Genomic DNA, 20,292 nt, shown 5'->3' on the forward strand with positions numbered 1-20,292 from the left:
GTTTCGCTCATCGCGATGGCGAAAAAAACGGCGCAGCTTTCTTAAGGGAAATTTCTGGCAATTGATAGCAAAAACCCCTCTTAGGGAGGGGTTTGAAAGGTGTCAGATTTCGACCTGCGTTCCGAGTTCGATAACCCGGTTCGGTGGGATCTCAAACTGGTCCGGCGCGCGCAGGGCGTTGCGTTGCAATACCAGGTAGAGCTTACCGCGCAGGCGCAGATACCACGGACGTTTACCGAGGATCAGCGACTCGTGGGACATAAAGAAGGAGGTTTCCATCATCCGGCAACTCAGCCCTTCCAGCCCGCAGCGGTGGAACACCTCTTCGACGTTCGGCGTTTCGCGCCAGCCGTAGCTTGCCACTACGCGCCAGAAAGTGGGCGAAAGCTGCTCAATCTGCACGCGGCGAACGTTATGCACATAAGGCGCGTCCTCCGTGCGTAACGTCAGCAGGATCACACGCTCATGCAGCACCTTGTTGTGCTTCAGGTTGTGCATCATCGCAAAAGGAATGACGTTCAGCGCGCGGGACATATAAACCGCTGTTCCCGGCACGCGAACCGGCGGCGATTTCTCCAGCGAGGCGATCATCGCCTCCAGCGAGTTACCGTGCTCATGCATCCGGCGCAGCAGGCGGAAACGCTCGCTCTTCCAGGTGGTCATCACCAGGAACATCACCAGACCGAGGCTCAATGGCAGCCAGCCGCCGGAGACAATCTTATCGAGGTTCGCCGAGAAGAGCGGCACATCGATGCAGAGGAAGAAGAGCAGCAGCATGCCGACCAGAATCTTATTCCAGTGCCAGTTTTTGCGCGCCACGGTGGTGAAGAGCATGGTGGTCAGCACCATGGTACCGGTCACCGCAATACCATACGCCGCCGCCAGGTTGCTGGAGTGCTCGAAGCTGACAATCACCAGCACCACTGCGAAGTAGAGCAGCCAGTTGATAAACGGGATATAGATCTGCCCGGACTCCATCTCCGAGGTGTGAATAATCCGCATCGGCGCCAGATAACCGAGGCGTACCGCCTGGCGCGTCAGGGAGAAGACACCGGAAATGACCGCCTGCGAGGCAATCACCGTTGCCAGCGTGGCGATAATCAGCATCGGGATCAGCGCCCATTCAGGGGCTAACAGGAAGAAGGGGTTTTTAATCGCTTCGGGGGTTTTCAGCAGCAGCGCGCCCTGGCCAAAGTAGTTCAGCACCAGCGATGGCAGCACCACGCTAAACCACGCCACGCGGATCGGCAGCTTACCAAAGTGGCCCATATCGGCGTAGAGCGCTTCCACGCCGGTAATTGAGAGCACAACGGCCCCGAGGGCGACAAACGAAATGGCTTTGTACTGCAAGAAGAAGTTAACCGCCCACATCGGGTTAAGCGCCTGCAGCACTTCCGGGTTGGCAATAATGCTGCGCACGCCGAGCACGGCCAGAATCAAAAACCACGCCAGCATAATCGGCGCAAAGAGTTTGCCCACCAGCCCGGTGCCATGTTTTTGAATCGCAAACAGCAGCGTCAACACCACGATGGAGAGCGGTACAATCCACGTGTCGAGGGAGGGAGCGACAATCTCAAGACCTTCGATGGCCGACATCACCGAGATGGCGGGCGTAATCACCACTTCGCCATAGAAGAAGCTGCCGCCGATCAGGCCCATAATCACCAGCACCGACGTCATTCTGGCGGAGGTATTACGCCCGGCAAGCGACATCAGCGTCAGGATCCCACCTTCACCGGCGTTATCCGCCCGCATCACGAAGGTGAGGTACTTAATCGAGACGACAAAAACCAGTAGCCAGAAAATCAGCGACAGGAAGCCAAAGACGGCATCGCGCTCAACGCCGAAGCCGAACTGGCCAGACAAACATTCACGCAGTGTATAGAGTGGGCTGGTACCAATATCACCGTAGACAACCCCAATTGCCGCGAGTGTGACCGCGGGTAACGATTGTTTCTTATCAGTGCTCATAGACTAATCTTTTGATTGAATGCAATTATGTGTGCTTAGTCCCTTGGCCCACAAAAAGCGCACAGTATGCACGATTATCGACGGAATCGTACCCCTAAATGCAACCACATTAATCTGGCTCAATGAAAACAAAGCCGTTCTTCAGTCTATTACAGGCACTTTCAGGAACGTTTATAATCGCTCTGACAAGCCGGAAACCACGGCGAAAGGACGCAGATTCATTATGGCTCACTTACATCTATTAGCAGAAAGAATTTCCCGCCTCAGCAGCGCGCTGGAGAAAGGCCTTTTTGAGCGCAGCCATGCGATCAGGCTCTGTTTGCTCGCCGCCCTGAGCGGCGAAAGCGTATTTCTGCTGGGTCCACCGGGCATCGCCAAAAGCCTGATTGCCCGCCGCCTGAAATTCGCCTTCAAAAATGCCCGCGCCTTTGAATATTTAATGACCCGTTTCTCTACGCCGGAAGAGGTCTTCGGCCCACTTTCCATTCAGGCGCTGAAAGATGAAGGGCGCTATGAGCGTCTCACAAGCGGCTATTTACCGGAAGCGGAAATCGTCTTTCTGGATGAAATCTGGAAAGCAGGCCCGGCGATCCTTAACACCCTGCTGACCGCCATTAACGAACGCCGTTTCCGTAACGGTGCCAGCGAAGATCACATTCCGATGCGCTTGCTGGTAGCAGCCTCTAACGAACTACCGGAAGCGGACAGCAGCCTGGAAGCGCTCTATGACCGCATGCTGATTCGTCTCTGGCTCGACAAAGTGCAGGAGAAGAGCAACTTCCGCTCAATGCTTATCAGCCAGCAGAGTGAGAGTGAAAACCCGGTACCGGCGGAGCTGCAAATCACCGACGAAGAGTACATTCGCTGGCAGCACGACATTTCACAGGTGGCGCTGCCGGAACCGGTGTTTGAGCTGATTTACACCCTGCGCCAACAGCTGGATACCCTGCCGAACGCGCCGTATGTTTCCGACCGGCGCTGGAAAAAAGCAATTCGCCTGTTACAGGCCAGCGCCTTGTTCAGCGGCCGGGACGCGGTGGCCCCCATCGATCTGATTCTGCTGAAAGATTGCCTGTGGCACGACGCGGAAAGCCTGCGCCTGCTGCAACAGCAGCTTGACGTTTTGATGACCGGGCACGCCTGGCAGCAGCAGGCGATGGTGACGCAGCTGAGTGCGATAGCCCAGCGACACCTGCAACTTCAGCAGCAGCAAAGCGATAAAACCGCACTTAGAGTGGAACGTCAGGGCGGCATGTTCAGCCGTCGTCCCCATTACGAACTTCCTGCGGATCTGACCGAGCCGGTGCTGACGCTTCTGCTACAGCAACCGCTGAAACTGCACGATCTTAACGTCATCCACATTACCCTTGAGCGCAGTGCGCTGGAGCAGTGGCTGACGAAAGGGGGAGAGATCCGCGGCAAGCTTAACGGCATTGGCTTTGCCCAGCCGCTTAATATGGAAGTGGATGCCAGCCAGCACCTGCTGGTGCGCGATGTCAGTTTGCAGAGCTCGCGCCTGGCGCTGCCGGGTACGGCGTCAGAGAACGTGCCGGATGAGATCAGGCAGCAGCTGGAGGCGCTGGACACCACCTGGCACCAGCAGCACACCCGTTTTAGCGAACAGCAGAAGTGTCTGTTTATCTCCAGCGACTGGTTGGGTCGCATTGAAGCCAGCCTGCAGGATGTCAGAGCGCAGATCCAACAGGCGCGTCAATGATCCCACTCGATACGCTCAATGTGATGCTGACCATCAGCGAAGAGGCGTTGATAGAGGATCTTATTATCCTCTTACTGGCCTCGCCGCAGCTGGCGATCTTTTTTGAAAAGTTTCCCAAGCTCAAGCACGCCATTACGGAAGATCTGCCGCGCTGGCGCGAAGCGCTAAAAAAGCACCTTAAAGAGGCGGAAGTACCCAAAACGCTGGCGGAAGAGGTACTCGCCTTTCAGCAGAGCCAGCTGCTCTCCACCTCGCAGTTTACCGTTCAGCTGCCGCAAACCCTGGCGCTACTCGATAAGGTGCAATCCCCTTTCGCGGCGCAGGCTCGCCAGATGGTCAGCGATAACCCGGCCTTCACCCCGGCCCTGCATACCCTGTTTCTTCAGCGCTGGCGTCTGAGCCTGGTGGTGCAGACCACCGCCTTTAACCAGCAACTGCTGGAGGAGGAGCGCGAACAACTGCTGAGTGAAGTGCAGGCGCGCATGACCCTTAGCGGTCAGCTTGAACCGGTGTTGATTGAAAATGAGAACGCGGCCGGCAGGTTATGGGATATGAGCGCCGGGCAGCTAAAACGCGGTGATTACCAGCTGATCGTCAAATATGGTGATTTCCTCAAAGAGCAGCCCGAACTCCAGCAGCTGGCAGAGCAGTTGGGCCGTTCGCGGGAGGCGCGTTCGGTGCCACGTAAAGACGCCCCGATGGAGACCTTCCGCAGCCTGGTGCGCGAGCCGTCGACGGTGCCGGAGCAGGTCGATGGCCTGCATCAAAGCGATGATATTCTGCGCCTGCTACCACCTGAGCTGGCGACTCTCGGCATTACCGAGCTGGAGTATGAGTTTTACCGGCGGCTGGTGGAGAAGCAGCTGCTGACCTACCGGCTTCACGGCGATGCCTGGCACGAAAAGATCACTGAGCGTCCGGTTATTCATCAGGATTTTGATGAGCAGCCGCGCGGGCCATTTATCGTCTGCGTCGACACCTCCGGTTCCATGGGCGGCTTCAACGAACAGTGTGCGAAAGCCTTCTGCCTGGCGTTGATGCGCGTGGCGCTGGCCGACAAACGGCGCTGCTTTATTATGCTCTTCTCCAGCGAAGTGGTGCGTTATGAACTGACCTGCGATAGCGGTCTGGAGCAGGCGATCCGCTTTCTGAGCCAGCGCTTTCGCGGCGGCACCGATCTGGCGAGCTGCTTTCGGGCGGTGATCGAGCGGATGCAGGGCGGCGAGTGGTATGACGCCGATGCGGTGGTGATCTCTGACTTTATCGCCCAGCGGCTGCCAGACGAGGTGATCGGTAAGGTAAAGGAGCTGCAACAGCTGCATCAACACCGCTTTCACGCGGTGGCGATGTCAGCCCACGGTAAGCCCGGCATCATGCGCATCTTTGACCATATCTGGCGCTTTGATACCGGGATGCGCAGCCGCTTGCTGCGCCGCTGGCGGCGTTAAAGCAGGCCGGCAATTTCGTCGCGCACGGCGGCGGGCCATACGCCGCACTGCACCTGGCCGATGTGCGAGAGTTGTAACAGCAGCATGGTGAGGCGCGACTGACCAATGCCGCCGCCGATGGTTTGCGGCATCTCACCGCGCAGCAGCGCCTGGTGCCAGTCAAGTTGCAGCCTCTCTTCATCACCGGTCAGTTTCAGCTGGCACTTCAGCGCTTCGGCATCAACGCGGATCCCCATCGATGAGAGCTCAAGCGCATCCTCCAGCACCGGGTTCCACACCAGGATATCGCCGTTGAGGCCGCTGAAACCGGCTTCGGCTGGCGTGCTCCAGTCATCATAATCCGGCGCGCGAACATCGTGACGCTTGCCGTCGCTAAGCTTGCCGCCAATCCCCATCAGAAAGACAGCGCCCAGCTCTTTGGCAATCGCTTTTTCGCGCCCTTTCGCATCTAAGTGTGGGAAGCGGCTAAGCAGCGTTTCGCTGTGCACGAAGTGGATCTGTTCTGGCAGGAACGGTGCCAGACCAAACTCTTCGCTAACCGCGGCTTCGGTCGCTTTGATCCCGGACCAGATCGCCTCGACGGTCGATTTCAGGGTCGCCAGCTGGCGCTGACCATCACCCAGTACGCGCTCCCAGTCCCACTGATCCACATACACGGAGTGAACGGGCGAGAGGCGATCTTCATCGGGGCGCAGAGCTTTCATATGGGTGTAAAGCCCTTCTCCCGCGCTGAAATCGTGCTGTCCCAGCGTCTGACGTTTCCACTTTGCCAGCGAGTGCACCACTTCAAAGCGGGCATCCGGCAGCGTCTTCACATTGACCTGTACCGCTTTCTCGCAACCCGACAGGTTATCCTGCGTGCCATCCCCTACCCGGCTGAGGATCGGTGCCTGCACTTCAATCAGGCCCAGTTTCTCTTCAAGCTGACGAGAGAAGAAGGATTTCACGAAGGCAATCTGGCGCTGTTTTGCGATGTAGGCGGTTTTCATTTTTTAACTCCTGTCTGCGTAGGCTTGCAATTAAGCAACAGAAACAGGCGTCAGTTCAATAATCCACAATTAAAAAGGCTAACAGGCTTTTGAATCGCTAAAATAGCCGGCTAAAATAGAATGAATCATTAATCTACATAAGAAAAACGTATGGAAAATTATCAGATCGACAATCTGGATCGCGGCATCCTTGAGGCTTTAATGGCCAATGCCCGTACGGCGTATGCTGAACTGGCGAAACAGTTCGGCGTCAGCCCGGGCACCATTCATGTGCGGGTAGAGAAGATGAAGCAGGCGGGTATTATCACCGGCGCGCGCATCGACGTCAGCCCGAAGCAACTCGGTTACGATGTTTGCTGCTTTATCGGCATCATTTTGAAGAGCGCCAAAGATTACCCCTCGGCACTGGCAAAACTGGAGAGCCTCGAAGAGGTGACCGAAGCCTACTACACGACCGGGCACTACAGCATCTTTATTAAAGTGATGTGCCGCTCGATCGACGCGCTGCAACAGGTACTTATCAACAAGATCCAGACCATTGATGAAATCCAGTCCACCGAGACATTGATCTCGTTGCAAAACCCCATCATGCGCACGATCCGCCCGTAACCGGGCGTTTTCATCCACGATCAATACCCGCATTGTCCACAGGTAGATCCCAGCTCATTCACAGCGTACAATAAGCCCCACTTTGTCGTCGCAGGGCGACTAAAACGGAGCGGGTTCATGGCAGACATTACTCTTATTAGCGGCAGCACCCTTGGCGGTGCGGAATACGTGGCAGAACATCTGGCTGAAAAGCTGGAGGAAGCAGGGTTCAACACCTTTACGTTCCATGGACCGTTATTAGAGGATTTGCCGCAGCAGGGGCTCTGGCTGGTGGTCACTTCCACCCACGGCGCGGGCGATATCCCGGACAACCTGCTGCCAATGTATGAAGAGCTTAATGAGCTGAACCCGGATCTGTCGCAGATTCGTTTTGGTGCGATCGGTATCGGCAGCCGTGAATATGACACTTTCTGTCAGGCGATCGAAAAAATGGAAGCCGGGCTGAAGAAAAACGGCGCCAAACAGATCGGTGAAACGCTGAAGATCAACATCCTCGATCACGATATTCCGGAGGATCCGGCCGAAGAGTGGCTGGGATCCTGGATTAAATTGCTCAATATTGTGTAAAGATCGTGCGATCAGCAGTGGATAACTAGGCTTAAAAGCGCTTATTAACCGGTAGTTATCCAATGAATAACTCTGCTCACCGATCCGCCCTGTGTATAACTAGCCCTTTTGATCCCAGCTTATACGTTGCAGGATCACCGATCATTCACAGTTAATGATCCTTCCTAATGAACTGATCTTAAAGCGATGATCCGGCTTATCCACAAGAGATCGCGATCCTAATAAGAGATCACAATAGAACAGATCTCTATATATAAAGATCTTCTTTTTAATAGCCGGGATCCGGAGTCTTTCTCACTGGACTAAAGTTGAGTAGAATCCACGGCCCGGCCACAAATTCACTTTCTAACCGCTCAGGCGAGGCATACCACCATGTTTTATCCGGATCCTTTTGACGTCATCATCATTGGCGGGGGTCATGCAGGCACTGAGGCCGCAATGGCCGCAGCGCGTATGGGTCAGCAGACTCTGCTTTTGACACACAATATCGACACCCTGGGGCAGATGAGCTGCAACCCGGCGATCGGCGGTATTGGGAAAGGACACCTGGTTAAAGAAGTGGATGCACTGGGCGGGCTGATGGCGAAAGCGATCGATCATGCCGGGATCCAGTTTAGGATACTAAACGCAAGCAAAGGCCCTGCCGTTCGGGCGACCCGTGCTCAGGCGGATCGCGTGCTCTATCGCCAGGCTGTACGCACTGCGCTGGAGAACCAGCCGAACCTGATGATCTTCCAGCAGGCGGTTGAGGATCTGATCGTCGAAAACGATCAAGTCGTGGGTGCCGTTACTCAGATGGGGCTGAAGTTCCGCGCGAAAGCGGTGGTACTGACCGTCGGCACCTTCCTGGATGGCAAGATCCATATCGGGCTGGATAACTACAGCGGTGGCCGCGCAGGCGATCCGCCGTCGATCCCGCTCTCCCGCCGTCTGCGTGAACTGCCGCTGCGCGTCAGCCGTCTGAAAACCGGTACGCCGCCGCGAATTGATGCGCGCACCATCGATTTCAGCGTGCTGGCACAGCAGCACGGCGACGACCCGATGCCGGTCTTCTCGTTTATGGGCAATGCTGCGCAGCATCCGCGCCAGGTGCCGTGCTATATCACGCACACCAACGAAAAGACCCATGAGGTGATCCGCAATAACCTCGATCGCAGCCCGATGTATGCTGGCGTGATCGAAGGGATCGGCCCGCGCTACTGCCCGTCGATCGAAGATAAAGTGATGCGCTTTGCCGATCGCAACCAGCACCAGATCTTCCTTGAGCCGGAAGGACTTACCTCCAACGAAATTTACCCGAACGGCATCTCTACCAGCCTGCCGTTTGATGTGCAGATGCAAATCGTCCGCTCGATGCAGGGGATGGAAAACGCGAAGATTGTTCGTCCGGGCTACGCCATTGAGTATGACTTCTTCGACCCGCGCGATCTGAAACCGACGCTCGAGAGTAAATATATCAACGGCCTCTTCTTCGCTGGCCAGATCAACGGCACCACCGGTTACGAAGAAGCTGCCGCGCAGGGGCTGCTGGCTGGTCTGAACGCCGGGCGCTACTCGGCGGATAAAGAGGGCTGGGCACCGCGTCGCGATCAGGCTTACCTGGGCGTGCTGGTAGACGATCTCTGCACGCTGGGCACTAAAGAGCCCTACCGCATGTTTACCTCCCGCGCGGAGTATCGCCTGATGCTGCGCGAAGATAACGCCGATCTGCGTCTGACCGAAGCCGGTCGCGAGCTGGGTCTGGTGGACGACGAACGCTGGGCGCGCTTCAACGAGAAACTGGAAAGCATTGAGCGCGAACGTCAGCGCCTGAAATCCCAGTGGGTGTCTCCGGCATCTGAACATGCGCCGATCGTTAACGCGCATCTGACCGCGCCGTTGTCCCGCGAAGCCAGCGGTGAAGATCTGCTGCGTCGCCCGGAGATGACCTACGAGCAGCTGGTGCAGCTGACGCCGTTCGCACCGGGCTTAGAAGATAAGCAGGCTGCGGAACAGGTTGAAATCCAGGTGAAGTACGAAGGCTACATCGCCCGTCAGCAGGATGAGATCGAAAAGCAGCAGCGCAATGAGAATACGATCCTGCCGGCGACCCTCGATTACCGCCAGGTAAATGGCCTGTCGAACGAGGTGATCGCGAAGCTTAACGATCACAAGCCCTCTTCCATCGGCCAGGCCTCGCGGATCTCAGGTATTACGCCAGCGGCGATCTCGATTCTGCTGGTGTGGCTGAAGAAGCAAGGGATGCTGCGCCGCAGCGCATAACCGTATCACTCAGGCCTGCACGCCGGGCCTGATAACGCTAAAAGGCGGGGAAGCATCGCGCTATCCGCCATTTCGTCTCTCAACAGGTATTCGTTGTGCTCAATAAACTCTCTCGTCTGCTGGCCGAAGCCGGCATTTCGCTGTCCGATCAGCAACAACAGCAGCTGGTGGCGTATGTTGAAATGCTGCACAAGTGGAACAAAGCCTACAACCTCACCTCGGTTCGCGACCCGAACGAGATGCTGGTGCGCCATATCCTCGACAGCATCGTCGTCGCGCCGCATCTGCAGGGAACACGTTTTATTGATGTCGGCACCGGCCCTGGCCTGCCGGGTATTCCGCTCTCCATCGTGCGTCCGGAATCCCACTTCACGCTGCTCGACAGCCTCGGCAAGCGCGTTCGCTTCCTGCGCCAGGTGCAGCATGAACTGAAGCTGACCAATATCGAGCCGGTGCAGAGCCGCGTCGAGGACTTCCCCGCCGAGCCGCCTTTTGATGGTGTAATTAGCCGCGCTTTTGCCTCGCTAAACGATATGGTGAGCTGGTGCCACCACCTGCCGGGCGACGCGGGACGCTTTTATGCTCTGAAAGGGCAGTTGCCGGAAGATGAGATTGCGCTGTTACCGGCGGGCTTAGCGGTGGAATCGATTGTCGAATTAAAGGTTCCGCACCTCGAAGGCGAACGCCATTTGGTTATCGTTAAAGCAAACAAAGTTTAATTTTTATCAAAAAATGTTGCATTGATGCTGTTGCATGAATGTTAAAAAAGGCGACGAAAAAGAGTGATACTTCCGGTTACATTTAACTTAAATTTAACCAGGATTTATCTGACATTTAACGTCGCTTTTTTTCATTCAGCATCAGAATAATCAACAATGAAAATATCAGGCCGCTAAAAATCGGCAGCCAAAACCAAGTCGACTTGTAAAATAATTATTAAAAATGTCAAACAAAGGTTTTTGTTGTAGAGGTGAGTGTTTTAAAAAGAGTTGTGATAAATCGGCTTTGTTTTCATAAAGATGAAAAGCTTTAAAATCTGCGTGCTTTTAAAACGATGGCTGCATATATGTTTAATTTGTGACCTGGTGCACGCTTTATCGCCGGGTTTTTCGCGTTATTTGCACTTTTGCTCGAGGGTACATCGTTTGTACAAAAGTTTAAAAATAGACCTCGGGAAAAATATTTAAACATTTATTCACCTTTTCGCTACTTATTGTTTGAAATCACGAGGCCGCACCGTATAATTTGACCGCTTTTTGATGCTTGACTCCGGGCCGTAAAGAACGTTTTATACGACACGCGACATACCTCAAAGGGAGCAGGAGTTAAGAAAGAATATGTCTGTGTCGCTCTTTAGCCGAAACGTTGCTCGCAGGCTTCTGCTTATTCAGTTTCTGGCAGTAATGGCAAGTGGATTGCTGTTTAGCCTCAAAGACCCCTTCTGGGGCATTTCCGCCGTGAGCGGAGGTATGGCAGTCTTATTGCCGAATATGTTGTTTATGATTTTTGCCTGGCGTCATCAGGCGAATACACCTTCTAAAGGCCGTGTGGCCTGGACCTTCGCCTTCGGTGAGGCGCTCAAGGTGTTACTGACATTCGTGTTACTGGTGGTGGCGCTGGCAGTTTTGAAGGCGGTGTTTTTGCCGCTGATAGTCACGTGGGTTTCGGTGCTAGTGGTTCAGATACTGGCACCTGCTGTAATTAACAACAAAGGGTAAGAGGCATCATGTCTGCAGGAGAAAATTCAACACCGCAGGAGTACATCAGTCACCATCTGAATAACCTTCAGATTGACTTGCGTACCTTCTCGCTGGTGGATCCGCATAACCCCCCGGCCACGTTCTGGACGCTCAATATCGACTCCATGTTTTTCTCGGTGGTCCTGGGTCTGTTGTTCCTGGTGATGTTCCGTAGCGTAGCGAAGAAAGCGACCAGCGGCGTACCAGGGAAATTCCAGACGGCGATCGAGCTGGTGATTGGTTTTGTTAATGGTAGCGTCAAAGACATGTACCACGGCAAAAGCAAGCTTATCGCGCCACTGGCCCTGACGATTTTCGTCTGGGTATTCCTGATGAACCTGATGGATTTGCTGCCTATCGACCTGCTGCCGTATATCGGTGAGCATGTGTTCGGTCTGCCTGCGCTGCGTGTGGTGCCGTCTGCTGACGTTAACATCACGCTCTCGATGGCACTGGGCGTGTTTATCCTGATTCTGTTCTACAGCATCAAAATGAAGGGTATTGGCGGTTTCGCTAAAGAGCTGACTCTCCAGCCGTTCAACCATCCGGTATTTATTCCGGTAAACCTTATCCTTGAGGGCGTGAGCCTGCTGTCCAAACCGGTTTCTCTCGGTCTGCGACTGTTCGGCAACATGTACGCGGGTGAGTTGATTTTCATTCTGATCGCGGGTCTTCTGCCGTGGTGGTCACAGTGGATTCTGAATGTGCCATGGGCCATTTTCCACATCCTGATCATTACGCTGCAAGCCTTTATCTTCATGGTTCTGACGATCGTCTATCTGTCGATGGCGTCTGAAGAGCACTGATTTTTAACAACACTACTACGTTTTAACTGAAACAAACTGGAGACTGTCATGGAAAACCTGAATATGGATCTGCTGTACTTGGCTGCCGCTGTGATGATGGGTCTGGCGGCGATCGGTGCTGCGATCGGTATCGGCATCCTCGGGGGTAAATTCCTGGAAGGCGCTGCGCGTCAGCCGGATCTGATTCCTCTGCTGCGTACTCAGTTCTTTATCGTTATGGGTCTGGTGGATGCAATCCCGATGATCGCTGTGGGTCTGGGTCTGTACGTGATGTTTGCTGTCGCGTAGTAAGGGTTGCTTTTCAAGCAATTGTTTAGAACGTTAACCAGATAAGAGGCATTGTGCTGTGAATCTAAACGCAACAATCCTCGGCCAGGCCATCGCGTTTGTCCTGTTCGTTCTGTTCTGCATGAAGTATGTATGGCCGCCGTTGATTGCTGCCATCGAAAAACGTCAGAAAGAGATTGCTGACGGTCTCGCTTCCGCAGAACGGGCCAAAAAGGACCTGGATCTTGCACAGGCCAATGCGACCGACCAGCTGAAAAAAGCGAAAGCTGAAGCTCAGGTTATCATTGAACAGGCGAACAAACGCCGTGCTCAGATCCTGGACGAAGCGAAAGCTGAAGCCGAGCAGGAACGTAACAAAATCGTGGCGCAGGCGCAGGCGGAAATTGACGCCGAACGTAAACGCGCTCGCGAAGAGCTGCGTAAACAAGTGGCTCTGCTGGCTGTTGCTGGCGCCGAGAAGATCATCGAGCGTTCCGTGGATGAAGCTGCTAACAGCGACATCGTGAATAAACTGGTCGCTGAACTGTAAGGAGGAGGGGCTGATGTCTGAATTTGTAACGGTAGCTCGCCCCTACGCCAAAGCAGCTTTTGACTTTGCCGTCGAAACCCAAAGCGTTGACCGCTGGCAGGATATGCTGGCGTTCGCCGCTGAGGTGACGAAAAACGAACAAATGGCCGAGCTGCTCTCCGGTGCGATTGCACCGGAAACGCTCGCCGACTCGTTTATCGCCGTATGTGGTGAGCAACTGGACGAAAAAGGCCAAAACCTGATTCGTGTGATGGCCGAAAACGGTCGTCTTAAGGTGCTCCCTGATGTTCTTGAGCAGTTCATTCAATTGCGCGCGGCCAGCGAGGCTATCGCCGAAGTCGAAGTGACTTCCGCCTCCGCACTGAGTGAAGAACAGCTTGCGAAAATCAGCACAGCGATGGAAAAACGTCTGTCACGTAAAGTGAAGCTGAATTGCAATATCGATAAGTCTGTAATGGCAGGCGTAATCATCCGAGCGGGTGATATGGTCATTGATGGCAGCGTACGCGGCCGTCTTGAGCGCCTTGCAGACGTCTTGCAGTCTTAAGGGGACTGGAGCATGCAACTGAATTCCACCGAAATCAGCGAACTGATCAAGCAGCGCATTGCTCAGTTCAGTGTTGTGAGTGAAGCTCACAACGAAGGTACTATTGTTTCTGTAAGCGACGGTGTTATCCGCATCCACGGCCTGGCCGACTGTATGCAGGGCGAGATGATTTCTCTGCCGGGTAACCGTTACGCTATCGCACTGAACCTGGAGCGCGACTCCGTAGGTGCAGTTGTGATGGGTCCGTACGCTGACCTCGCCGAAGGCATGAAGGTCAAATGTACTGGCCGTATTCTTGAAGTTCCGGTTGGCCGTGGCCTGCTGGGTCGTGTGGTGAACACCCTGGGTGCGCCAATCGACGGTAAAGGTCCGGTTGATAACGATGGCTTCTCGCCAATCGAAGTTATCGCACCGGGCGTTATCGATCGTCAGTCCGTCGACCAGCCGGTTCAGACCGGTTACAAATCCGTCGACGCCATGATCCCAATCGGTCGTGGTCAGCGTGAGCTGATCATCGGCGACCGTCAGACCGGTAAAACGGCGATGGCTATCGACGCCATCATCAACCAGCGCGACTCCGGCATCAAATGTGTGTACGTGGCCATCGGCCAGAAAGCGTCCACCATTGCTAACGTGGTTCGTAAACTGGAAGAGCACGGCGCACTGTCCAACACCATCGTTGTTGTGGCAACTGCCTCTGAATCCGCTGCACTGCAATACCTGGCACCGTATGCCGGTTGCGCTATGGGCGAATACTTCCGTGACCGCGGTGAAGATGCGCTGATCGTATACGATGACCTGTCTAAACAGGCCGTTGCTTACCGTCAGGTCTCCCTGCTGCTCCGTCGTCCGCCAGGACGTGAAGCGTTCCCGGGCGACGTATTTTACCTCCACTCCCGTCTGCTGGAGCGCGCATCCCGCGTAAACGCGGAATACGTAGAGAACTTCACCAAAGGTGAAGTGAAAGGTAAAACCGGCTCCCTGACTGCCCTGCCGATTATCGAAACGCAGGCAGGTGACGTTTCCGCGTTCGTTCCGACCAACGTAATCTCCATTACCGATGGTCAGATCTTCCTGGAAACCAACCTGTTTAACTCCGGTATTCGTCCGGCGGTTAACCCGGGTATCTCCGTATCCCGTGTGGGTGGTGCAGCGCAGACCAAGATCATCAAGAAACTGTCCGGTGGTATCCGTACCGCACTGGCACAGTATCGTGAGCTGGCGGCGTTCTCTCAGTTCGCATCCGATCTGGACGAAGCAACCCGTAAACAGCTGAGCCACGGTCAGAAAGTGACCGAGCTGCTGAAACAGAAACAGTATGCCCCTATGTCTGTTGCACAGCAGGGCCTGGTGCTGTTCGCGGCTGAACGCGGTTACCTCGAAGATGTGGAACTGGCGAAAATCGGTAGCTTCGAAGCCGCTCTGCTGGCGTACGTTGACCGTGAACACGCTCCGCTGATGCAAGAGATCAACCAGTCCGGTGGCTATAACGACGAAATCGAAGGCAAGCTGAAAGGCATCCTCGATTCCTTCAAAGCAACCCAGTCCTGGTAACGTCTGGCGGCCTGTCTTAGGGCAGGCCGTAAGGCATTGAGGAGAAGCTCATGGCCGGCGCAAAAGAGATACGTAGTAAGATCGCAAGCGTCCAGAACACGCAAAAGATCACTAAAGCGATGGAGATGGTCGCCGCTTCCAAAATGCGTAAATCGCAGGATCGCATGGCGTCCAGCCGTCCTTATGCAGATACCATGCGCAAAGTGATTGGTCACCTTGCGAACGGTAATCTGGAATATAAGCACCCCTACCTGGAAGAGCGCGATGTAAAACGCGTGGGCTACCTGGTAGTGTCGACCGACCGTGGTCTGTGCGGTGGCTTGAACATTAACCTGTTCAAAAAACTGCTGGCGGATATGAAAGCATGGTCCGATAAAGGCGTTCAGAGCGAACTCGCGATGATCGGCTCTAAAGGCGTCTCTTTCTTCAATTCCGTTGGTGGCAACGTGGTAGCTCAGGTGACCGGTATGGGTGATAACCCGTCCCTGTCAGAACTGATCGGCCCGGTGAAAGTCATGCTGCAGGCTTACGACGAAGGTCGTCTGGATAAGCTTTATATTGTTAGCAATAAATTTATCAACACCATGTCTCAGGTTCCGACCATCACTCAGCTGCTGCCTTTACCGGCTGCGGAAGATGAAGAGTTGAAGCATAAATCCTGGGATTACCTGTATGAACCCGATCCAAAAGCGCTGCTGGATACGCTCCTGCGCCGTTATGTTGAATCTCAGGTTTATCAGGGTGTTGTTGAAAACCTGGCCAGCGAGCAGGCCGCACGTATGGTGGCGATGAAAGCCGCGACCGACAATGGCGGCAGCCTGATTAAAGAGCTGCAGTTGGTATACAACAAAGCTCGTCAGGCCAGCATTACTCAGGAACTCACCGAGATCGTCGGTGGTGCATCCGCGGTATAACCAGGTTAATTCGTAGAGGATTCATGATGGCTACTGGAAAAATTGTCCAGGTAATCGGCGCCGTGGTTGACGTCGAATTCCCTCAGGATGCCGTACCGCGCGTGTACGATGCTCTTGAGGTTCAGAATGGTAACGAGACGCTGGTGCTGGAAGTTCAGCAGCAGCTCGGCGGCGGTATCGTACGTACCATCGCCATGGGTTCTTCCGACGGTCTGCGTCGTGGTCTGCAAGTAACAGACCTCCAGCACCCGATCGAAGTCCCGGTAGGTAAAGCAACACTGGGTCGTATCATGAACGTGCTCGGTCAGCCGATCGACATGAAAGGCGACATCGGTGAAGAAGAGCGTTGGGCTATCCACCGTTCTGCGCCGTCCTATGAAGAGCTCTCCAGCTCTCAGGAACTGCTGGAAACCGGCATCAAAGTAATCGACCTGATGTGTCCGTTCGCCAAGGGCGGTAAAGTCGGTCTGTTCGGTGGTGCGGGCGTAGGTAAAACCGTAAACATGATGGAGCTGATCCGTAACATCGCGATCGAGCACTCCGGTTACTCTGTGTTTGCGGGCGTGGGTGAACGTACTCGTGAGGGTAACGACTTCTACCACGAAATGACCGACTCCAACGTACTGGACAAAGTATCCCTGGTGTACGGCCAGATGAACGAGCCGCCGGGAAACCGTCTGCGCGTTGCACTGACCGGCCTGACCATGGCTGAGAAGTTCCGTGACGAAGGTCGTGACGTTCTGCTGTTCGTCGACAACATCTACCGTTATACCCTCGCCGGTACTGAAGTATCCGCACTGCTGGGCCGTATGCCTTCAGCGGTAGGTTACCAGCCGACGCTGGCGGAAGAGATGGGTGTTCTGCAGGAACGTATCACCTCTACCAAAACCGGTTCTATCACCTCCGTTCAGGCGGTATACGTACCGGCAGATGACTTGACTGACCCGTCTCCGGCAACCACCTTTGCGCACCTTGACGCAACCGTGGTACTGAGCCGTCAGATCGCTTCTCTGGGTATCTACCCGGCCGTTGACCCGCTGGATTCCACCAGCCGTCAGCTGGATCCGCTGGTCGTTGGCCAGGAGCACTACGACACCGCGCGTGGCGTACAGTCTCTGCTGCAGCGTTATCAGGAACTGAAAGACATCATCGCCATCCTCGGTATGGATGAGCTGTCTGAAGAAGACAAACTGGTGGTTGCTCGCGCTCGTAAGATCCAGCGCTTCCTCTCCCAGCCGTTCTTCGTTGCGGAAGTATTCACCGGTTCTCCGGGTAAATACGTCTCCCTGAAAGACACCATCCGTGGCTTTAAAGGCATCATGGAAGGCGAATACGATCACCTGCCGGAGCAGGCGTTCTACATGGTCGGTTCCATCGACGAAGCCGTGGAAAAAGCCAAAAAACTTTAACGCCTTAATCGGAGGGTGATATGGCAATGACTTACCACCTGGATGTCGTCAGCGCAGAGCAACAGATGTTCTCTGGTCTGGTCGAGAAAATCCAGGTAACGGGCAGTGAAGGTGAACTGGGTGTTTTCCCGGGTCACGCACCGCTGCTCACCGCCATTAAGCCTGGTATGATCCGCATCGTTAAACAGTTCGGTCATGAAGAGTTTATCTACCTGTCCGGCGGCATTCTCGAAGTGCAGCCTGGCAGCGTGACCGTTCTGGCTGATACAGCAATTCGTGGCCAGGATCTCGACGAAGCGCGAGCTCTGGAAGCGAAGCGTAAAGCAGAAGAGCACATTAAAGGCTCTCACGGTGACGTGGATTACGCTCAGGCGTCTGCAGAGCTGGCGAAAGCTATCGCGAAACTGCGTGTTATCGAGTTGACGAAGAAAGCGATGTAACACCGGCTTGAACGTTAAAAAGCCAGTCTGGTCTCCAGGCTGGCTTTTTTTATGGCTGCGTTTCAGGAAAAATGAAACTAAAAAGGTGTTTTAATATTTTGTGATAAATGTCACGAAAATGTTGATCGATTTAACAACGAGGCGTAGACTCCTTTTCTGTGATGTACATCACATAACCAAATTCAAAAAAGGAAGCCATCATGAAACTGATCAACAAAATTATCGCTATGTTCAGCAACATGAACGTCTCTTTCGGCACGTTCAATCACTGATTGCTGTGATGCCGTGTGGCGCTGCGCTGACTCCGCCTGGAGAAGCGAGCGCCATCGGGCTATCACTTCAGCGCCGCCTCCACCGCCGCGCTCTCCAGCTCCTTCCCTTCGCTGTTCACGCTCTTTCCCTGCCTGATAAAGTAGTTAGTGTTATCAATATTCCCGATCACCGCATCGTCATAGCGACCCGGCGCGCTGCGCACCGATTTGTTGCCGCGAAACACCCCCTGCGTTGAAGCGTCGCCATACGGGCTGGGCCGGAAGATAAAATTGAAGCGCTCGTTATCAGCCGCAATATTGTTCTCTACCACCAGCCTGCCTGGGTTGAAGTTATCGGTAAACCCATCCAGATGGTTACCCACCGCTTTACTGTTACGGATCTGATGCGCCACCGGCTGCCCTTCCCCGCCGAGCTTAAAGCCGTTGCTGGTATTGTTGCGGGCAATTGAATTCTCGATCACCACTACCCCATTGGCACCATCTTCAATCTTGTTAAACAGGTCGAAGCCGTCATCAATATTGTCATGGGCGTAGCAGCGGATCAGCCGGTTCCCCTCCCCTACGCGCATTTTTACCGCAAAGCCGTCGGCGTTGATCTTGCCCGCATCTTCATTGCCCCAGGATTCTGAATCGACTACCCGGTTATCGCTGGCCCACAGCGCACGGCCAATCTTCTCCGGGGAGGAGATCTGGATGCCTGTATCGTCATTACGCCAGGCAACCACCTTTTCAATCAGGTTATGGCTCCCCTGCACGCGCAGGCTCTTCTCCGTCACCTCAATCCCTTTGATACGCCAGTAGCTGGCATCAAGCAGCAGGCCATGGATCACCACTTTACCCTCCGCTTCCAGCGTTTTGCGCTGTTTGAGCAGACCGCTCGCCGTTAGCGGGATTTCGGTATAGGGGTAATCGCCAGCCTGTAGCACGATTTTACCGCCCGGCGGCAGCAAGCGGATTGCCGTAGCGATATCCAGCGGTGCGGCGGCAGTGCCGGCGCCCTCAGCCGTACCCTGCGGCGAAACATGCAGCGTCAGCGCTACCGGGTCGATTTTCTCAACCTTGATCTGTTGAACCACGGGTTTACCTTCCGCTTTTGGGATGAAGGTGAGCGCAAAAGTGGTGTTTTGCTTCAGCCGCGTCGGCAGGGTGTACATCTCGCCCGCTTTTACCGGTTTCTCATTACCGATCACCACTTCATTCTCCCGCACGCTGAAGCTGCCATCGTAGTTGGCCCGCGCCTGGAGCAGGTATTTTTCACTGCCGCTTTGCGCAGGAGAGGCGATTTGCACCACCACCGGCAACGCGGGTGGCTGCCAGGGCGCAGAAGCAACTGTGTGGGCTTCAGTGGTGGTTAACGAGGCATCGGTAACGGTGATTTTCGCGTTACGCGAGGCGAAGAAACCAACGTAATAAAATGCTTTGTCCTGTACCGCAATGAGATCGGCGCGTGGGATCTGCTGGCTGACCCAGCTATCGCTCCCGGCGGGCGCCCAGCTAGTGATAAAACCGCTATCCGTGCGCTCAAGCTTAAGCCGGAAAGCCGGTGTTTTACGCAGATCGACCTCTTCCCGATAGCTGGTTTTGACAATCGCCGCGCCGGCGTTGCCCCACGGCTGCGTGATGCCTTCCCGGCTGATGGCCTGCATTTTGACGCGGAAATTATCCTTTTTGTCCTGCGTCATAATGGCGTTCATCACCATATTGGAAGCGGCAGGAAACTCTTCATACCCCTCCTGCAAAGGCTGCTGGCGCGCGGAACCGATCACATCGCGCACCAGTAAGCCCGCGCCCTCTTGTGCCGCAGGCTTTGCGCCATTTTCCGGGCCAAACTGATCGACGGTGATATTCGCTTGCAGGACAAAGTTTTTATCGACCGGCAGCTTTGTATAGAAGAAGGTGAGGCCATCATGGGCGTTGGCAATTTTGCCGCCGCGGCTCTCAAGGGTGATGGGTTTCGATAGATCGGCGATTGCTTCGGTTGTCAGCTTTTTACCCGCAATCGTCACATCATTGACGCCAATCTTTTCGGCAAGCACGTTTGAGGAGAAATTGAGGTCGGTCGACTGGCCGAAAGCTATAGCTTTCCACTCTGCCGTGGGTTCAGCAAAGGTTGGGGCGCAGACAAGAGAACTGCATATCGCGAGGGCCAGAGGTATTTTATAATTCATTTTATTCTCCTGATGGATAATTGCCGTTGATTATCATCAATATGAAACGGTGTTTCTTTTTTA

General features: G+C 54.6%; 18 protein-coding genes. 15 read left to right on the plus strand and 3 right to left on the minus strand.

The genetic code is table 11. The features are described 5' to 3' along the window. Positions 1 to 102 precede the first annotated feature (102 nt). Complete coding sequence (kup, locus tag ACWPW2_RS14375) at positions 103 to 1,971, minus strand: low affinity potassium transporter Kup (RefSeq protein ID WP_076769276.1); 1,869 nt, start codon at positions 1,969 to 1,971, stop codon at positions 103 to 105. 223 nt (positions 1,972 to 2,194) lie between these two features. On the opposite strand from kup, the gene ravA reads away from it, so the two are divergent. Both ravA and viaA read left to right on the plus strand, forming a co-directional pair. Next, the gene (gene ravA, locus ACWPW2_RS14380; RefSeq protein WP_279793887.1) at positions 2,195 to 3,688 is read left to right on the plus strand and encodes an ATPase RavA; all 1,494 of its coding nucleotides are present in this window, start codon (positions 2,195 to 2,197) and stop codon (positions 3,686 to 3,688) included. Next, positions 3,685 to 5,136, plus strand: coding sequence for an ATPase RavA stimulator ViaA (viaA, locus tag ACWPW2_RS14385; protein ID WP_139567942.1), 1,452 nt, complete (start codon positions 3,685 to 3,687; stop codon positions 5,134 to 5,136). The genes ravA and viaA overlap by 4 nt, the downstream gene beginning before the upstream one ends. On the opposite strand, the gene asnA is transcribed toward viaA, so the two are convergent. Then, positions 5,133 to 6,125, minus strand: coding sequence for an aspartate--ammonia ligase (gene asnA, locus ACWPW2_RS14390; RefSeq protein ID WP_454123780.1), 993 nt, complete (start codon positions 6,123 to 6,125; stop codon positions 5,133 to 5,135). The genes viaA and asnA overlap by 4 nt on opposite strands. Positions 6,126 to 6,275: 150 nt before the next feature. Between asnA and asnC the strand changes: the two genes are divergently transcribed. The 13 genes from asnC to ACWPW2_RS14455 all read left to right on the plus strand — a co-directional run bounded on the left by asnC (position 6,276) and on the right by ACWPW2_RS14455 (position 17,789). Next, positions 6,276 to 6,734, plus strand: coding sequence for a transcriptional regulator AsnC (gene asnC, locus ACWPW2_RS14395; protein WP_039054911.1), 459 nt, complete (start codon positions 6,276 to 6,278; stop codon positions 6,732 to 6,734). Between the two features lie 117 nt (positions 6,735 to 6,851). After that, positions 6,852 to 7,301 carry an FMN-binding protein MioC gene (gene mioC, locus ACWPW2_RS14400; RefSeq protein ID WP_124971061.1) on the plus strand — a complete coding sequence of 150 codons (450 nt, stop codon included), beginning with the start codon at positions 6,852 to 6,854 and terminating at the stop codon, positions 7,299 to 7,301. A 372-nt stretch (positions 7,302 to 7,673) separates the two neighbouring features. Beyond that, on the plus strand, positions 7,674 to 9,563 hold the full coding sequence (mnmG, locus tag ACWPW2_RS14405) for a tRNA uridine-5-carboxymethylaminomethyl(34) synthesis enzyme MnmG (protein WP_454123782.1): 1,890 nt from the start codon (positions 7,674 to 7,676) through the stop codon (positions 9,561 to 9,563). 95 nt (positions 9,564 to 9,658) lie between these two features. Then, positions 9,659 to 10,282, plus strand: coding sequence for a 16S rRNA (guanine(527)-N(7))-methyltransferase RsmG (gene rsmG / locus ACWPW2_RS14410; protein ID WP_042717098.1), 624 nt, complete (start codon positions 9,659 to 9,661; stop codon positions 10,280 to 10,282). Positions 10,283 to 10,900: 618 nt separating this feature from the next. Then, the gene (atpI, locus tag ACWPW2_RS14415) at positions 10,901 to 11,281 is read left to right on the plus strand and encodes a F0F1 ATP synthase subunit I (RefSeq protein ID WP_124971064.1); all 381 of its coding nucleotides are present in this window, start codon (positions 10,901 to 10,903) and stop codon (positions 11,279 to 11,281) included. A gap of 8 nt (positions 11,282 to 11,289) precedes the next feature. Beyond that, positions 11,290 to 12,108 carry a F0F1 ATP synthase subunit A gene (gene atpB / locus ACWPW2_RS14420; RefSeq protein ID WP_242388953.1) on the plus strand — a complete coding sequence of 273 codons (819 nt, stop codon included), beginning with the start codon at positions 11,290 to 11,292 and terminating at the stop codon, positions 12,106 to 12,108. A 48-nt stretch (positions 12,109 to 12,156) separates the two neighbouring features. Then, positions 12,157 to 12,396: a F0F1 ATP synthase subunit C gene (gene atpE, locus ACWPW2_RS14425; RefSeq protein WP_007369368.1), complete on the plus strand. Its 240-nt coding sequence runs from the start codon at positions 12,157 to 12,159 to the stop codon at positions 12,394 to 12,396. Between the two features lie 58 nt (positions 12,397 to 12,454). Continuing rightward, complete coding sequence (atpF, locus tag ACWPW2_RS14430; RefSeq protein WP_042714832.1) at positions 12,455 to 12,925, plus strand: F0F1 ATP synthase subunit B; 471 nt, start codon at positions 12,455 to 12,457, stop codon at positions 12,923 to 12,925. Positions 12,926 to 12,938: 13 nt separating this feature from the next. Beyond that, a complete protein-coding gene (gene atpH, locus ACWPW2_RS14435; protein WP_042714834.1) occupies positions 12,939 to 13,472 on the plus strand; it encodes a F0F1 ATP synthase subunit delta in 534 nt (177 codons plus the stop codon). Positions 13,473 to 13,484: 12 nt separating this feature from the next. Next, positions 13,485 to 15,026: a F0F1 ATP synthase subunit alpha gene (atpA, locus tag ACWPW2_RS14440; protein ID WP_042714836.1), complete on the plus strand. Its 1,542-nt coding sequence runs from the start codon at positions 13,485 to 13,487 to the stop codon at positions 15,024 to 15,026. A gap of 50 nt (positions 15,027 to 15,076) precedes the next feature. Continuing rightward, positions 15,077 to 15,940: a F0F1 ATP synthase subunit gamma gene (gene atpG / locus ACWPW2_RS14445; RefSeq protein WP_124971067.1), complete on the plus strand. Its 864-nt coding sequence runs from the start codon at positions 15,077 to 15,079 to the stop codon at positions 15,938 to 15,940. Between the two features lie 26 nt (positions 15,941 to 15,966). Beyond that, entirely contained in the window at positions 15,967 to 17,349 is a 1,383-nt protein-coding gene (atpD, locus tag ACWPW2_RS14450; protein ID WP_124971070.1) for a F0F1 ATP synthase subunit beta, read from the plus strand. Between the two features lie 20 nt (positions 17,350 to 17,369). Further along, positions 17,370 to 17,789: a F0F1 ATP synthase subunit epsilon gene (locus ACWPW2_RS14455; protein ID WP_042714842.1), complete on the plus strand. Its 420-nt coding sequence runs from the start codon at positions 17,370 to 17,372 to the stop codon at positions 17,787 to 17,789. Positions 17,790 to 18,123: 334 nt separating this feature from the next. Here the strand turns inward: ACWPW2_RS14455 and ACWPW2_RS14460 are convergent, their stop codons facing one another. Further along, positions 18,124 to 20,229, minus strand: coding sequence for a right-handed parallel beta-helix repeat-containing protein (locus ACWPW2_RS14460; RefSeq protein ID WP_454123788.1), 2,106 nt, complete (start codon positions 20,227 to 20,229; stop codon positions 18,124 to 18,126). Between the last annotated feature and the right edge of the window lie 63 nt (positions 20,230 to 20,292).

Source organism: Kosakonia sp. Marseille-Q7440 (genome assembly GCF_965119485.1).

Coding starts and splice junctions, on each gene's coding strand:
- atpH (WP_042714834.1), top strand. CDS start 12,939: ATGTCTGAATTTGTAACGGTAGCTCGCCCCTACGCCAAAGCAGCTTTT.
- atpD (WP_124971070.1), top strand. CDS start 15,967: ATGGCTACTGGAAAAATTGTCCAGGTAATCGGCGCCGTGGTTGACGTC.
- ACWPW2_RS14455 (WP_042714842.1), top strand. CDS start 17,370: ATGGCAATGACTTACCACCTGGATGTCGTCAGCGCAGAGCAACAGATG.
- atpG (WP_124971067.1), top strand. CDS start 15,077: ATGGCCGGCGCAAAAGAGATACGTAGTAAGATCGCAAGCGTCCAGAAC.
- atpA (WP_042714836.1), top strand. CDS start 13,485: ATGCAACTGAATTCCACCGAAATCAGCGAACTGATCAAGCAGCGCATT.
- atpI (WP_124971064.1), top strand. CDS start 10,901: ATGTCTGTGTCGCTCTTTAGCCGAAACGTTGCTCGCAGGCTTCTGCTT.
- asnA (WP_454123780.1), bottom strand. CDS start 6,125: ATGAAAACCGCCTACATCGCAAAACAGCGCCAGATTGCCTTCGTGAAA.
- atpE (WP_007369368.1), top strand. CDS start 12,157: ATGGAAAACCTGAATATGGATCTGCTGTACTTGGCTGCCGCTGTGATG.
- asnC (WP_039054911.1), top strand. CDS start 6,276: ATGGAAAATTATCAGATCGACAATCTGGATCGCGGCATCCTTGAGGCT.
- atpB (WP_242388953.1), top strand. CDS start 11,290: ATGTCTGCAGGAGAAAATTCAACACCGCAGGAGTACATCAGTCACCAT.
- kup (WP_076769276.1), bottom strand. CDS start 1,971: ATGAGCACTGATAAGAAACAATCGTTACCCGCGGTCACACTCGCGGCA.
- viaA (WP_139567942.1), top strand. CDS start 3,685: ATGATCCCACTCGATACGCTCAATGTGATGCTGACCATCAGCGAAGAG.
- mnmG (WP_454123782.1), top strand. CDS start 7,674: ATGTTTTATCCGGATCCTTTTGACGTCATCATCATTGGCGGGGGTCAT.
- mioC (WP_124971061.1), top strand. CDS start 6,852: ATGGCAGACATTACTCTTATTAGCGGCAGCACCCTTGGCGGTGCGGAA.
- ACWPW2_RS14460 (WP_454123788.1), bottom strand. CDS start 20,229: ATGAATTATAAAATACCTCTGGCCCTCGCGATATGCAGTTCTCTTGTC.
- ravA (WP_279793887.1), top strand. CDS start 2,195: ATGGCTCACTTACATCTATTAGCAGAAAGAATTTCCCGCCTCAGCAGC.